The organism is Psychrobacter sp. K31L, from assembly GCF_017942195.1.
Classification (GTDB): domain Bacteria; phylum Pseudomonadota; class Gammaproteobacteria; order Pseudomonadales; family Moraxellaceae; genus Psychrobacter; species Psychrobacter glaciei.
Genome location: NZ_JAGKSC010000002.1, coordinates 373,976 through 389,829 on the forward strand (window position 1 = coordinate 373,976; position 15,854 = coordinate 389,829).

At 43.2% G+C, this 15,854-nt stretch carries 13 protein-coding genes; 3 read left to right on the forward strand and 10 right to left on the reverse strand.

The window, feature by feature from the left end; translation table 11 throughout:
* Positions 1–97 precede the first annotated feature (97 nt).
* On the reverse strand, positions 98–1,993 hold the full coding sequence (ftsH, locus tag J5X94_RS04720; protein ID WP_308430273.1) for an ATP-dependent zinc metalloprotease FtsH: 1,896 nt from the start codon (positions 1,991–1,993) through the stop codon (positions 98–100).
* A gap of 381 nt (positions 1,994–2,374) precedes the next feature.
* The gene (locus J5X94_RS04725) at positions 2,375–3,007 is read right to left on the reverse strand and encodes an RlmE family RNA methyltransferase (protein ID WP_025652421.1); all 633 of its coding nucleotides are present in this window, start codon (positions 3,005–3,007) and stop codon (positions 2,375–2,377) included.
* A 342-nt stretch (positions 3,008–3,349) separates the two neighbouring features.
* Between J5X94_RS04725 and J5X94_RS04730 the strand changes: the two genes are divergently transcribed.
* Complete coding sequence (locus tag J5X94_RS04730; RefSeq protein ID WP_010201459.1) at positions 3,350–3,661, forward strand: YhbY family RNA-binding protein; 312 nt, start codon at positions 3,350–3,352, stop codon at positions 3,659–3,661.
* 181 nt (positions 3,662–3,842) lie between these two features.
* Positions 3,843–4,619, forward strand: a complete 777-nt coding sequence (locus J5X94_RS04735) for a hypothetical protein (protein WP_210540421.1) — start codon at positions 3,843–3,845, stop codon at positions 4,617–4,619.
* 104 nt (positions 4,620–4,723) lie between these two features.
* On the opposite strand, the gene J5X94_RS04740 is transcribed toward J5X94_RS04735, so the two are convergent.
* Positions 4,724–5,449, reverse strand: coding sequence for a CHAP domain-containing protein (locus tag J5X94_RS04740; RefSeq protein WP_010201465.1), 726 nt, complete (start codon positions 5,447–5,449; stop codon positions 4,724–4,726).
* A 257-nt stretch (positions 5,450–5,706) separates the two neighbouring features.
* Between J5X94_RS04740 and J5X94_RS04745 the strand changes: the two genes are divergently transcribed.
* Positions 5,707–6,222, forward strand: coding sequence for a hypothetical protein (locus tag J5X94_RS04745; RefSeq protein ID WP_189585447.1), 516 nt, complete (start codon positions 5,707–5,709; stop codon positions 6,220–6,222).
* A 298-nt stretch (positions 6,223–6,520) separates the two neighbouring features.
* On the opposite strand, the gene lpxC is transcribed toward J5X94_RS04745, so the two are convergent.
* From lpxC to murG, 7 genes are all read right to left on the reverse strand, one after another.
* The gene (gene lpxC / locus J5X94_RS04750; protein WP_189585450.1) at positions 6,521–7,438 is read right to left on the reverse strand and encodes a UDP-3-O-acyl-N-acetylglucosamine deacetylase; all 918 of its coding nucleotides are present in this window, start codon (positions 7,436–7,438) and stop codon (positions 6,521–6,523) included.
* A 403-nt stretch (positions 7,439–7,841) separates the two neighbouring features.
* Positions 7,842–9,041: a cell division protein FtsZ gene (gene ftsZ / locus J5X94_RS04755; RefSeq protein WP_010201472.1), complete on the reverse strand. Its 1,200-nt coding sequence runs from the start codon at positions 9,039–9,041 to the stop codon at positions 7,842–7,844.
* A gap of 302 nt (positions 9,042–9,343) precedes the next feature.
* Positions 9,344–10,636 (reverse strand): cell division protein FtsA, encoded by a 1,293-nt coding sequence (ftsA, locus tag J5X94_RS04760; RefSeq protein WP_201592179.1) that lies wholly within the window; start codon positions 10,634–10,636, stop codon positions 9,344–9,346.
* Between the two features lie 197 nt (positions 10,637–10,833).
* On the reverse strand, positions 10,834–11,631 hold the full coding sequence (locus tag J5X94_RS04765) for a cell division protein FtsQ/DivIB (protein ID WP_210540424.1): 798 nt from the start codon (positions 11,629–11,631) through the stop codon (positions 10,834–10,836).
* Between the two features lie 508 nt (positions 11,632–12,139).
* A complete protein-coding gene (locus J5X94_RS04770; RefSeq protein ID WP_210540541.1) occupies positions 12,140–13,108 on the reverse strand; it encodes a D-alanine--D-alanine ligase in 969 nt (322 codons plus the stop codon).
* 154 nt (positions 13,109–13,262) lie between these two features.
* Positions 13,263–14,699 carry a UDP-N-acetylmuramate--L-alanine ligase gene (murC, locus tag J5X94_RS04775; RefSeq protein WP_210540425.1) on the reverse strand — a complete coding sequence of 479 codons (1,437 nt, stop codon included), beginning with the start codon at positions 14,697–14,699 and terminating at the stop codon, positions 13,263–13,265.
* Between the two features lie 67 nt (positions 14,700–14,766).
* Complete coding sequence (gene murG / locus J5X94_RS04780; RefSeq protein WP_189585462.1) at positions 14,767–15,852, reverse strand: undecaprenyldiphospho-muramoylpentapeptide beta-N-acetylglucosaminyltransferase; 1,086 nt, start codon at positions 15,850–15,852, stop codon at positions 14,767–14,769.
* Between the last annotated feature and the right edge of the window lie 2 nt (positions 15,853–15,854).

Below are 15,854 nucleotides of genomic sequence, written 5' to 3' on the forward strand. Positions count from 1 at the left end.
AAATCTGCTGTCTTTCTAAATCCTTCATAAAATGATGACAATAAAAAAGCCCTCTATTAAAAAGGGCTTTTTATGTTTGCTACTCATGAGCGGTAAACTACATCGCTGGTAATGGCGGCGGAGTCGAACCCGTCGTTTTCACATCGTTTTTGGCTAAGTTTACTTCATTATGCTGGTACACTCTAGGTGGACGTGGATCTTCACCCGCTATGATGTCTTGTAGTTGATCACTATTAATGGTCTCCCACTTCATCAGCGCATCAACCATCGCATGCATTTTCTCTTGATTGCCTTCAATCAGTTCACGAGCAATATCATATTGCTCCTCTAGCATGCGGCGAACTTCGTCATCAACTTTTTGCTGCGTTGCTTCAGAAATCGTACGACCACCGCCACCGAAGTAACCTTGTGAATTGTCATCATCTTCATAGACCATGATACCTAAGGCATCAGACATGCCATATTTAGTTACCATCGCTCGTGCCATTTTGGTTGCACGTTCAAAGTCGTTTGAGGCACCCGTCGACATTTGATTGATAAAGACTTCTTCAGCGATACGACCACCAAATAAAATCGCAATGTCACTGAGCATTTTTGACTTATACATACTGGTTTGATCATGCTCAGGCAGCTGCCAAGTTACCCCAAGGGCAAAACCACGCGGCATAATCGTGACTTTATGCACTGGGTCGGTACCCGGTAGTAGCTCAGCCACTAGCGCGTGACCTGCTTCATGATAAGCAGTGGCACGGCGTTCCTCTTCACGGATAACCATTGATTTACGCTCAGGACCCATGTACAGCTTGTCCTTGGCATCTTCAAAGTCATTCATATCAACGCTACGCTTGTTACGACGCGCAGCAAACAAAGCGGCTTCGTTTACAAGGTTGGCCAACTGTGCCCCGCTAAATCCTGGTGTACCACGAGCCAAAGAGTTGGCATCAACACTAACGGTATTCGGCAACTTTCTTAAATGTACTTTTAATATTTGCTCGCGGCCTTTGATATCTGGCAAGCCAACTTGTACCTGACGGTCAAAACGACCCGGACGCAATAGCGCTTTATCAAGCACATCCGCACGGTTAGTGGCGGCAATAACGATGACGCCTTCATTGCCTTCAAAACCATCCATCTCAACCAATAGTTGGTTAAGTGTTTGCTCACGTTCATCATTACCGCCGCCCATACCAGAGCCACGATGACGACCGACTGCATCAATCTCATCGATAAAGATGATACAGGGCGCACTTTTCTTCGCTTGCTCAAACATATCACGGACACGCGAGGCACCGACACCAACGAACATCTCAACGAAATCAGAACCTGAAATTGAGAAGAATGGTACTTTCGCTTCACCAGCAATCGCTCTTGCTAGCAACGTTTTACCAGTACCCGGTGGACCTACCATCAAGATACCACGTGGAATGGTTGCACCAAGTTTGGTAAATTTATCAGGATCACGCAGGAACTCGACCACTTCGACCACTTCTTCTTTGGCTTCTTCACAACCCGCCACGTCTTCGAAGTTAACCTTGATTTGGTCTTCAGTCAGCATCTTGGCTTTTGATTTACCAAAGCTCATTGGGCCGCCGCCTTTACCGCCTGCGCCGCCCTGCATATTACGCATAAAGAATAAGAACAGACCAATAATCAATAGGATTGGGAAACTGGCTATCAGTAATTGCATCAACACACTTTGACGTTTCGGTGCTGTGCCCTGAACCTCAACTTGGTTCTCGCGCAATAATGGCATTAGTTGCTCATCAGCCACGGCTGGTCTAATGGTCTCAAAAGATGAGCCATTTTTCTTTTCGCCGGTGATCTGCTCGCCATCAATTTCAACACTGGCTACCTGACTTTCTGACACAGCGGTCACAAATTCAGAGTAGTTAAGGCTATCCGGCTCAGACGATTGGTCAAAGCCGCTAAACACCAGCACCAAAACGCCGATTACCACCAGCCACAATAAGGTATTTTTTACCATGTCGCTCACTAGTTATTCCCATCCCTTACTTATTGGTGTGTTTACTAAACACGTGACGTCTATAAACGCATTGCTCATTGCTTGAATAACTGCCTAGACATTTAACACTGTACTTGCATTGCAGCGACTAAAAAGACGCATTAACAAGTACTCGCTATCATTGACCTATCGTAAATGAGCTGATAAAGCGCTTATTTTCAGACGACTTTGCTTAAAACATATGCTCGAAACAAAGTTAATATACCATGATATGTGGTGTTGTCCTGCATAATTCAAGCAGGTTTCACTTTTATTCAGTTAACGATTGTAGCGGTTTTTATAGTGCAATAATGATACTTTATGGTGACTCATCATCTCGCTTACAATAGCAACAACTCATTGATGTTAAAACTATTTAATCGCTATCCAAAACATCTCTTTTGAGCGCGGTCGTGATGCACCTGGTTTGATACTACGAATCTTACTAAAATCGAGCTGCATCTGCTTGCGTAATTCTTGTGTACCCTCGCCCTGAAACACTTTCATAATAAGCGCGCCACCTTCTGGTAAGGTTGCAAGTGCAAAGTCCACTGCCAGCTCGCACAAGTACATCATACGCGGCTGATCAATTGCGCTATTGCCAGCAGTATTGGGTGCCATGTCAGACAATACTACGTCAACCTGCCTGTCACCGACTTCTGCCATAATGGCGTCAAAAACCTCAGCTTCACGAAAATCACCTTGGATAAAAGTAACATCAGGCAAGGTATCCATCGCTAAAATATCAGAGGCAATCAAGATACCTTGTTCACCTACCAATTGGCCAGCAACTTGTGACCAACTGCCCGGTGCACTACCCAAATCAACGACCGTCATGCCTTTTTTGATAAGGTTGGTCTTTTCATTTATTTCTAATAACTTATAAGCGGCACGGGCACGATAGCCATCTTTTTGCGCCTTTTGGACATAATGATCGTCAATATGCTCTTTCATCCAAGCACTGCTGCTCTTTGACAGTTTTTTGTTCTCAATACGCGTGGCCAAAATACCTGCTCCTATTACCTTACAAAACCTGAATACAATTTTTTTAATCGCTCTATCACTGACAACCTAAATTCAATAAAGCGTCGATTACTCTAGATGTGTCATCAATCAGGCTATTTATTCGTTGATGGTCGCAAACTGACCAAATTCTATTGGTTAAAACACTGCTTTATAAGGCAGTAGCGTTTATAATGTGACCAAACATTCAGTTTAACATTTTCGTCACGTAAAATCGTGCAAAATCCTGCTGATCTCATGCAAGATGGGCACAGATTATCTATAATGATTAATCACTGTTTTTTGACAGTACCATTTTTATTTTTACCAACACCTAGGAATTCTATGCAACTCGATAACGCTACTATCAAACGCCTAAAAGGCATCGGTCACGAGCTAAAACCTGTCGTTATGATTGGCAATAAAGGTATTACCCCGACCATTACTGAAGAGATTGATCGCGCTTTATCAGATCATGAGCTCATCAAAGTGAAATTGCCTGCTGGCACAAAAGAAGAACGCGATGTCATCGGTGCTGAGCTTGCCGCAGCAGCAAAGGCATCTTTGGTACATTCAATTGGCCGCATGGCATTGTTACTACGTAAAAATCCAAACGCCAACCCTAAGCTATCAAACCTTGCTCGTCACACGCAATAGTGTGTCATGCTCAGCTTGATTTGAGTGTTTTGATACAACCTAAAAGCCGCGATGCAATCTGCTCGCGGCTTTTATCTTTTTGTGAACTTAGGGTCTTTTGAACATTCAAATATTAGGACTGCCAGTTCCACATTTGAATGTTTAACAGACCCTATTATAACTACTTGAGTCATACCAAATTATGAGCCAGACTTTTAACCTTTGCATCGCCACTGAAAAGATAGCAGATGATGCCCAGCAGCTTGGCGTTAGCATAGACACGCTAAGAGCTATCCAAGTCGTTGTGCATGCGACTATCATGCAGCAGCCACAGTTGCATTTACAGCTAACCTATCAAATCACCTTGCCCACACAGTCTTTGGTTAGCCAATTAGACTGGCCTACTTGGAAAGAAGTAAACGTCAGCTTTACTGACTATCTGTGGGAAGAGAGCTGTCTTGAATGCTTTATAACAGGTAACTCAATAAATAATCACGATATGGCTGACATTAGCAGTAATTCGAATTATATTGAAGTTAACGCCAGCCCAGACGGTCGTTATGCGCTTTATCAGTTTGACAGCTATCGAAACCCTGCCACTCTGCCACCATCCCCTTTGTTATTAGCAAATGGGCCTACACCAGCAAAGATTAGCTGGACTGACCGCGCAAATACGCAAATATCATCCATAGAGGCCAATGCCTCGAACAAATTATCGAAAACGCATACACCTCATAGCTGCGAGCGAACCTTCGGTGTGCCATTAGACAAACTGTCTAGCCAAAATTTTGCTATCAGTAATATGACTATTGAGCACATAAATCCTTGCGTCATTTTATGGTTCGGTGAAACCGCTTTATATTTCGCACCTACACATGCCTCCCCGCCTGACTTTCACGACCGTCGCTACTGGTCTAGGTTTGATCCTGAAGCCGCCTTACTTAACCAGCTAGCGTCACCGATAGCAATTGAACGATAACGCGTATCTAATATTATTAAACAAAAAAAACCAGCAATGTCATTAAGAGCATTACTGGATTCGGAGAAAACGGTTTACTTAAAACACGATGTACTTGACGCTTATTAGTCAGCCATTGCAAGGTAGATACCACGGTCTGATGCATCATCAACGTACTGCGAGTCACGCCATGTAGTATAGCTATAAGTGCCACTGTATGGGCTAATGCTGTTTTGACGGAAGTCTGATACCCAATCATTGCCATCAAAGATCTGGATATGACCATGTGGACGACTTGACGTGCGATTGTAGACTACAACATCACCAACTTGTGGCGACATATCGTTGCTGATTTTGCTAAAGCCTGCTTGAGCAAGCGTACCACGAGAGGCGTACTGATAAGCTGAAGGATTTGGCGTAAATTCATAACCTGCTGATTGTAGCGCTTTGCGTACATAGCGAGCACAGTAACCAGAGCTTCTAGATAGCGCTACTCGTGATGCGCTTGCTGCTGCCATAGCAGGAGCAGAGTTGCGATCAGGCACACGGCTGGCTTGCTGCTGACGCTGCTCATACGATAAACGACTGGTTAGCGAGGCAAGCTGATATTCTTTTTGCTTGGCATGTGCGCTTAAGTTGTCAATCGCTTGGCTGATTTCGTCGTTGCTATATACATGAGCACCACTATTAGTGCTATAGATGTTACGACTAGAACCGTAGTTCGCAGAAGTAGAGATATTGGTGATGGTATGACTCAAGGTATTATTTGGTTGAAAGGTGGTCTCGGCAGCACCACTCGTTTGTGCTATGCCCATTCCCAGTACTGACAAAATTAATAAAGCTTGTTTCATAAATTTACTACCTATTTGTTAATACAAGACTGCTCGTCATCCGTGACAAAGCATCAATTAGTTTAGAGGACATAATCATCAAATAAACATGATAAAATCCTTAGTACAACAGCTCACTCTTTTTTCTACAGTAACTAACGCTGGTATTATTGGCAGCGCGGTCTTCTGCTTCATAAATCGTTTGCTATCCATCCCATATATATTGAGCTTATTTATTATGAATATCGATTTTGTCACCTATTAGATGAGTCATTACGATGTCAAAAAAACAGCCTAATCGGCTTGCCCAACTTATCGATCATCAAGCTTTTGCTGGTAGCGCGCTACCCCAAACCCTTGCTGACAATATGCGTCTATATATTGAAGCAACCACTGAGATAAAAGAGCTTCTAATAGACTGTCTACCGGAAGAAATTCTTAGTACCTGCTGGGTCGTTGGCTTAACCTCTGAGCAATTAACACTCAGTGTGGGCTCAATGACCGCTGCTAACCATATTCGCTATTTACAGAACGCTTATTTGCAGATATTAACAGAGCAGTCGATTACATTTAAACAACTCAAGCAAATTCGCGTCGTTGTAGCTAAAATATCTGCGCATAGTCTTTCATCTAAAAAACCATTAGCGCTATCAGCAACTTTATCAAAGTCTCACAAAGCCAATGAAAATCAGGCTCTTAGCCAAAACACAAAGCGGACTATATCACAGGCCGCAGAGCATGTCACCACTGATGAAAAGCTCAAAAAAGCACTTTTGCGCTTAGCAAATCATTAAAAATCCCGACTTCAACATGTAAAGTTATGTAACTATTTTCAAAAAACGTGGCCATTTACGCTAGGTTTTTGTAATGACGTAAACAAAAAAAATCATCTGTTAGTCAGCTTCACAATGTGAATGCGACTAACAGATGATTTTTTGATTACCTACAGCGTCGGTATTATCTACGCTAACGTTGTATTGTTTAAAAATACTTACTTATATATCTATGTACGAGAATATAAATTAACGGTTCTTATAACCATTTTATGTAATATTGCGTAAATGTTTCGATACTTCGTGTGTATTCCTGTATTCATCCTTCAACTGCTACCCCTTTTAGGGGCAAATATTCGATAGGACAGGTTACATTGTCATCAAAAGTTACAATTTCAAAGCTATCAGGATTAGACAATATCTCACGTACCAACAAATTATTTAATGCATGACCAGACTTATAAGCGTTAAAACGACCCAAAATTGGATAGCCAATCAGATATAAATCGCCTAGAGCATCCAAAATTTTATGGCGCACAAACTCATCATTAAAACGTAAGCCTTCTTCATTAAGGATATTGGCCTCGTCGATGACAATCGCGTTTTCCATACTACCGCCTAAAGCCAAGTTATTCTGACGTAGGGCTTCGATGTCTCGTAAAAAACCAAAAGTACGCGCTGAACTCAGCTCTTCTATAAAGTTTTGCGTAGAAAACTGTAGCTGTGCATGCTGAAAGTTTTTATCAATAGCAGGATGATCAAAGTCAATCTCAAAATTTAATTCAAAGCCTTCATAAGGGCGTAGCTCTGCCCATTTATCGTCTACTTTTACTTTTATTGGTCTTACAATCTTAATGAACTTCTTTGAAGCTTCTTGCTCACAAAAACCAGCTTGCATCAGTAACGCGACAAACGGTGCAGCACTACCATCCATGATAGGTATTTCTGATGCGGAAACACGAATCAATAGGTTATCAACACCCAGTCCAGCAATTGCACTTAATAAGTGTTCTACAGTACCTACACGTGCGCCACCGAATACGAGATTGGATGACATCATAGTATCTTGTACTAAGAAAGCACTGGCTGGAATTGGCTGACTGCCTTCAATATCTGAGCGCTCGAAAACAATACCAGTATCAACTGGCTGTGGATGAAACTCTAAATCAACAGGCTGACCACTATGGAGACCGGTACCTGTAACAGCTATCGCTGCTTTTATGGTTCGTTGGTTCATGGCTGTTTTCCCACATATTTTGTTACAATTGACCTAGTGTACCATTATCCACACCCCATTCGCCACAGTTAAAAAGCGTTAATTTTCTTATCTCTTTGATTGATAACACTTATCGTGATTTTTTTATTCGAATGAATTATATTTTACCGACCTATAAATCTCCTTAAAAAACAGCCAGTTATGAATAAATATAATGATTACAGCATATATCGTATGGCATATGGCTAAGGCGTGTTTGATCCTTTAATCATGCACTGACAGAGACTATCGGTGAACGTTCAGCACGCTCTAATAATGGCTTACTAAAAAATAATGTTTCAAAACAAATCATTTCTTATGGATGAGCACAAAAAAGCCAGCGACATAGCGCTGGCTTTTTCTGACCAATAATATTGCAGAATACCTATTTATTTTGTTGACGTTTTAAATAGTCTTGAATGCTGTTGGTCTTGGTTTTGGGCTGCTCTTGCGTCGGATTTGCACGCGCTAAACTATCTTGATGCAGTTGCGCTTGTGACTGCTTTTGGCTGTTTAGCGCACTCGTATGCAAGTTAGGATCAACAGGCTGTGTGCTATTCACAGAAGGCACAGGCTGCTCCACTACTTCTGGCTCTTGGCCTGCATTTTCATCCAAGGTCAAACCCGTTGCAATAACGGTCACATGTAGATCTTCACCCATTTTTTCATCGATTACAGAACCATAGAAGATATGGGCATCATCGATATCGGTAATTTCTTCAACGATTGCGCTGATTTTGCTCATCTCATCTAATGATAATGACTCAGAAGAGATAACGTTAACCAGTAGACCTTTGGCGTTTTCTAAACGTAAATCATCAAGCAATGGCGATCTAATGGCTTTTTCAGTGGCTTGACGCGCACGATCATCACCGCTGGCACGACCAATACCCATCATGGCGTGACCTTTAGCAGTCATCGCCGTACGGATATCGTTAAAGTCAATATTGATCATACCTTCGCTTGCGATGGTTTCAGCAATACCTTGCACGGCGTGTAATAACACATCATCCGCTTTTTTGAACGCATCTTGCATAGAGATATTGCCGTAGACGCTCATCAACTTATCATTTGGAATGGTAATGATAGAGTCAACGAAGTTGGTCAGTTGCTCAATACCAGCCTTAGCTGCTTTGATACGTTTCCCGCCTTCGAATTTGAAAGGTGTAGTCACAACAGCGACCGTCAATACTTCCATCTCTTTGGCAATACGAGCCACGACTGGCGCTGCACCCGTACCAGTACCGCCGCCCATTCCAGCGGTAATAAAGACCATATCTGAATGTTCGAGTAACGCACGGATGGCTTCTTCTTCGCTTTCTGCTGCTTCACGTCCGACTTCTGGATTGGCACCAGCGCCTAGACCGCGGTTCGTTTTTGCGCCCAGTTGTAACTTATGCGGCGCTGTCAGACGATCAAGTGCTTGTTTATCCGTATTAGCACAGACGAACGTCACACCTCTAATTCCTTGTTGTACCATATGTTCAACCGCATTACCGCCACCACCACCCACACCGAATACTGTGAAGCTTGCTTGGCCGTTATTTTGAAGCTGGTTATCATCTGGCATGGTGTATTTTGACATAAAAAAGATTCTCCAGTTGCAGATAGCGTGATGGTCGATACATGGTAACGCACTCATATGACGCGCTATCGACTTACTATATATAAATGTATTTAAATAAAACAGGGCTATATCTTAAACCGTTAAGCTTGGACGAAAATATGTCATCATTGCTCAGGGTATTACTTTAAATGCTACTTTCAATATTGCTTTTGATATTACGTTATACGCTTAATTGCGGTACATCTTTCAGAACAACAATGCTTATTGTATAAGCATTCTTTTATATAAATATGTTTATACCAACGTCGTTAGCAGCGGAGTTATAGTATCTTTTTGAGCACACTAGCAAAACGTTGCCCTGCACTTTGAAAGACGCCTGTTACTCTGTTTTTTTGAATCGCTTCCGGTTCGCTTTTTTCACTGTGGCGAAACTGCTCGCTTTGGCTATATAATAGTGTACCAAATGCCGTTTGATAAGCGCGATCATTGACTTGAATATTTAGCTGTTTAAATGATTCGTCATTATCAAAGTGATTATAAGCGCTGATTGCTGGGTGGGTATTGGTCAAAACAACTGGCATTTTAAGCAGCTTCTTAGCAAAGGGTATCATGCCTTTGATTACGCTACCGCCGCCTGTCAGCACGATGCCTTTATCAATATAGCTGATCAAATCCGCCTCATGCAATTGACGCGCCACTTCAGTAAAGATTTGCACATAACGCGCTTCAATAATACGGGCTAAATTATAAATACCAATATTAATCTCGTCGCTGGTCCCTTGCGGTTTAAAGATAAAGAACGAGCTAGGATCGACGCTATTGACATCGACCGTACCATGCGATTTTTTAAGCTTTTCAGCTTCTATCATCGATATACCGACATCTGCTGAAATATCCATCGTCACCTCATGGCTGCCAGTCGCGATACAATGGGTAAAAATCAACTTGTTTTCTTTATAAACACAGATGCTAGTCGTGCTCGCTCCGATATCAACCAAACAGACACCCTGCTGGCGTTCATCACTCATCAAGCTATATTCTGCACTGGTCACCGCATCAAAGACAATATGATCGATGCCGACATCACAACTCTGCAATAGTTTTTGTATGTTCTGACGGCTGGCGACCGGCATCATCATCATGTGATACATCACGCTGATATTGTGCGCTACCGTCTCAATCGCATCGTCGACCATAAAGTCTTGTTCATCGACATAGATACCTTGCTGGCAACAATGCATCAAATAATAGTCTGAGGACAAGTCGCGTGATTTGGCGTTGGACAATGCCTGTACCATATCTTTGGCACGGACGACCTCATCCTCTACTAGTACTTCGCCCGCACTGTTTTTGCTCAGGAGCTCAGGCGTTGCCAACGTCAACCACACACTATGCACACGGCAATTGGCAGTATCTTCTGCTTCTTGAATGGCTTGCCTGATAGCGCCTTGCAAGCGTTCGCGATGTTTTATTTGACCTTGATAGAAGTCACTATTTTTAACTTGCCCTACACCCATAATACGAATGTCTTTTGCAGAGACAACGCTGCCAATAACGACATACACTGCCGTGGCACTTAGATGGACAACAACCAGATTTTCAGTATTTTTCATGGTACCAGACAAATTATCGCTAAACAGGAGACCAAATGACGTCTCCATTAAATCATTAAAAAAACCACCATCTTTCCGCCGTTACATCCTACCGCACCTACAATCTCTATGCTAAATAAACAAAGTGTCATGAAGTACTGGTGGTTTATCAACTACTTTTGCTTACTGTTTTTACTACTCACTATTTTTTATGACAGTCAGCTTTTTGGCGCTTCGATTTCTGGTTGTGCCATATTCCAAGCGATGGTAAAGCCATTTTTATAACGTAAATCTACAGACTGTATTTCACTTCGGCGATTACTTAATTGATTACCTAGTAATTGACTAAGATTCAGCAGCTTTTGCGCGGTATTTTCATTATCAACAATGACTCGCTGACCGTTATCAAAACGAATGAGCCATGTCATTCTTGGCGACAGGATAATATCTGCAACTTGCATATCGAGTGGTGCATACCAATCGTTGATTTGTTGCATCTGTTGCATGATGACCGGCGCTTGCGTTATCTCACCTTGCAAAGTGGCAAACTGGGCTTGGGTCAAATCCTTACTATCAGCAGGGACAAAAACAATCCCTTTTGCGTCAACCAAACGTTCTGTACCAAAATTTGCAACTGCTTGCTTGGGCAGCGCTGTGACCACAATGCCACGTTGCCAATCACGAGTCACACTCACTTGATCCACCCAAGCAAGACCCGTAGTAATATCTCTTAATGCTTGTAAATCAGAAGTAAAAAAACTGCTCACTTTCTGTTGATTCATGACTTGCTGTAGCTTTTGGTACTGAGCAACCGTGAGTCCCTGATTGCTGACATGAATGGCAGCTGGAGGCGCATCACGTAAGGCTTTACCACCCATAATTAATATAAGCACTAGCAAACCTAACACCAATACCATAAAAAAATATCTGACCGAATTCGGTACTTGGAAGTTAGATGTTGGACGACGGGCTTTATCACTCATCAAGTCAGTTACGTCGTTGACAGTTTGAGCCATAATGACCTTTGTCCCTGTTTTTGCATAAAGCTATTTGCATGAAGCCAATAGTGCTTTTGTTAAAGGTGAGTCTGCTTATATTTTGCAGCGACATATTAAACGAATATACTATCAAAAATTTTATCTAAAAACGTCTTTGAGACGCTATCATTCTCGATTAAGCGTCTATTTCTCTCGATTTACAACGCAAGGTCATAAATCATTCATAAATATCACTAAAACGATTCAATAATTACAATATTAACGTATTTTGCGGTCAAACAATAGCCTAACCCCTACTACGGACAACGAATTTACACAAGTTTACATGAAGCTGTGGTATAGCAGGGCTAGCGATACATTCAATTATGCTTATGTTTGCCAACAACCAACAGTATCAGTGCTATTCGAACGGTTATTTTTACTCGTTAATAGCCGTTTTTTACACATCTATGCTATCAATAATTCTGTCATAAACTGCGTCATTCATATTAACCTAGATAAAAACATCTGAGCTGTTATCAATTATTTATAACGTTTGCGCAAGGATATGCCAGCACAGTGTATCGAAATCCATGCCACGCGCCTTAGCTGCCATCGGTACCAAACTGTGACTGGTCATACCCGGTACGGTGTTGATTTCAAGTAACCAAAAATTGCCCGCCTCATCTTGCATGGCATCGATACGCCCCCAGCCTTTTGCGTCTACTGCGCGAAATGCCGCAAGGCTCAAGTCTTGCAAATGCTTTTCATCAGCATCACTCAAGCCGCACGGAATATAGTAGCTGGTATCGTTACGATTGTATTTGGCTTCAAAATCGTAGAAGTTGGTAATATCAGCAGGTTCAAGACGGATGACCGGATAGGCTTCGTCATCGATAATGACAATCGTAAACTCGCGACCAGTAATCCAGCGCTCAGCCATGACCGCATCACCGCATTGTACCGCTGTTGCATAAGCCGCTGGCAACTCGTCAAGATTGTTGACCTTGGTCATGCCAATACTGGAGCCTTCATGAACTGGCTTGATAATAAGTGGTAAACCTAACATGTTAACCACTTGCTGCCAGTCGGTATCGGCCGTCAACAATGAAAATGGTGCCGTCGCTAAACCGCAACCTTGCCACAATTGCTTGGTACGAACTTTGTCCATACCTAGCGCTGATGCCAGAATACCTGAACCCGTCTGCGGAATATCAAACCATTGCAACACGCCTTGTAGCAAGCCATCTTCGCCGCCGCGACCATGCAACACGTTAAACACGCGATCATAGTCACGAAGCTCAGTAATGTCTTGATGCTTAGGATCAAAATGAGTGGCATCAACACCTTGGTTTTGTAGCGCCTGCAATACAGCGGCACCACTATCTAACGATACGCTGCGCTCATTGCTGCTGCCACCATAAATGACGGCTACTTTACCAAATTGTCCAGCATCTTTTACTTCTTTGGCATCAGCGTTCAATAGTTTATCTTGGTTCGACTGGTTGTTTTCCATATCATTTTTTTCTGCTTGTGCAGCAGCGGCTAGAGCGGACTCTGGATTGATAATGGCTGTCTTATCCTCAGCAGAATTAATAGCATTATTATTGTTTATACTTTCTTGATTATCGTTCGTTGTCATAAGGACAGTTCCTAAAATTTTTAGCTTACTAAATGTAAAGGTTATTGGCAGCCAAGTCGACAGCAATCTGTCCCACATTACCTGCACCCTGAGTAATGAGCATGTCATTGGCTTTTAGTAAACGTTGCATGACAGGGGCTAAATTATCTTTATCAATAATCGTCGGCTCAACCTCACCACGCAAGCGAATACTGCGTGCTAATGATTTGGTATCAGCGCCTGTAATTGGTGTTTCACCTGCTGAATAGACGTCTAATAATAATAGCTCATCTACGCTTGAGAGCACTTCGACAAAGTCATCAAAGCAATCCCGGGTACGGCTGTAACGATGCGGTTGAAATAGCATTACCAAACGACGATCAGGGAAACTTTGACGAGCGGCCTTAATGGTGGCGTCGACTTCTTTTGGGTGATGACCATAGTCGTCGATCAATAAGACATTACCATCATCGATATCGACAGAGGCATGCTGCTCAAATCGACGACCAACGCCTTCAAACTTCTGCAAAGCGCGTTTGATCGCTTCATCATCGACACCTTCATCGGTCGCCATGGTGATAGCGGCAAGGGCATTGTAGACGTTATGCGTACCAGGAATATTAAGCGTCAAGCGCAAAGGTTCACGGTCACGGCGCAATACTGTGAAGTGCGTTTTAGTGCCTTCCGTCACCAAGTCAACGCCTTGTACATCGTTAAAAGGTTCAAGCCCAAAGGTCAAGACTGGGCGACCGATATCATCAATCATTGCATACAATTCTGGATCATCACCGCACACCACTGCCAAGCCATAAAACGGCATGTTTTGCAAAAACTGAATATAAGCCGCTTTTAATTTATCAAAGCTATTTTCATACGTTTCCATATGGTCTTGGTCGATATTGGTCACAATCGCTGCCATCGGATGCAAAGACAGAAATGATGCGTCCGATTCATCGGCTTCTGCCACCAAGAAACGGCTGCTACCAAGTGCGGCATTTTTGCCAGAGGCGTTCAGCTTACCACCAATTACATAAGTAGGATCGAGCTGCCCTTCTGCCATCATCGTGGTCAGCAAACTGGTCGTGGTGGTTTTGCCATGCGCACCAGCAACCGCAATACCATGACGATAGCGCATCAACTCACCCAACATATCGGCACGGCGTACCACTGGCAGACGCGCTTCTAATGCTGCTTTTACTTCAGGGTTGCTGCGATCAATCGCTGACGAGACGACAATAACATCCGCATTGGCGATATTTTTGGAGTCATGACCGATCGATATGTCGATGCCAATCTGCTGTAGGCGCTTAGTCACCAAGCTTTCTGCGATATCAGAACCACTGACTTGATAGCCTTGATTGTTCATTACCTCTGCGATACCGCACATACCTGAACCGCCAATACCGACAAAATGCAAATGCTGAATACGGCGCATCTCTGGTATTTCAATCAAACGCTTAGGTAATGCTTTCGCAGAGGTAGACATAAGGATCTCTCTTTATTAAAGGTCAATAAAATTTGGTAAATTAAAAATAATGGGTATGAGTTACAGGCTACAACGCTTGCCAAATAATATCGGCAACTTGCTTACTCGCACTACGATTGGCAAGAGCATGACCTTTTTTTGCCATCGTTAAGCACTTTTCTCGATTAAGTACAGCAAGCTCATCACTCAAACGCTTGGCTGTCAACTCCGACTGCGGTAACAAGACTGCCGCATCATGTGAGGTTAGCGTGCGAGCATTAGCCGTTTGGTGATCATCAACGGCATGTGGTAACGGCACAAAAATAGCAGCAATTCCAACGTTTTGAATTTCCGTCACGGTCAACGCGCCTGCACGGCATACAATCATATCTGCCCAGTTATAAGCCGCTGCCATATCATCGATAAAAGGCTGTACCGTAAACTGATGCCTGCTTAAGTCTTCGCTATCGTAAGCTGCTTGCGTGGCGGCCTCATTGTTACGTCCGCATTGGTGACGCACTTCAAAAGGCTCATTTAGCAATGCAAGCGCTTTTGGCACGGTGTCATTTAAGGCTTGAGCGCCAAGTGATCCGCCTACTACCAACAATTTAAGCGGTGAGCGATCATTCACATCATAGCGTACGGTTGGCTCTGCGACACCAGTAATGGCATTACGCACGGGATTGCCCACTGTCTCAAGCTTGGCATTCTGTGCACTATTAGCAAAGGTATCCTCAAACGCTTGTAACGTCTTAGTCGAAAGCTTAGACAGGTAGCGATTGCTCATGCCAGCGATGGCATTTTGCTCATGGATAATCAGTGGCGTATTGGTTAGACGTGCAGCGATACCACCAGGTGCAGTCACATAACCACCGAACCCAACAACCACATCAATCTGATTACTACGAATCACTTTTACGGCAGCCATCGTCGCTGACAGCAGAGTCATTGGTAGCTTTAATAGTCGACCAACGCCTTTACCACGCAGCCCTTGCATATTAATAGCATGAAAAGTATAGCCAGTCGGTTTGACCAAACCATTTTCCATACCGTTTGGCGTTCCTAACCAATGAATGACCGCACCGCGCTGGGTCAGCTCATCACTAACGGCAAGCGCTGGAAAAACGTGCCCGCCAGTACCAGCTGCCATCATCAATATATGCGGTGTTTTCATGA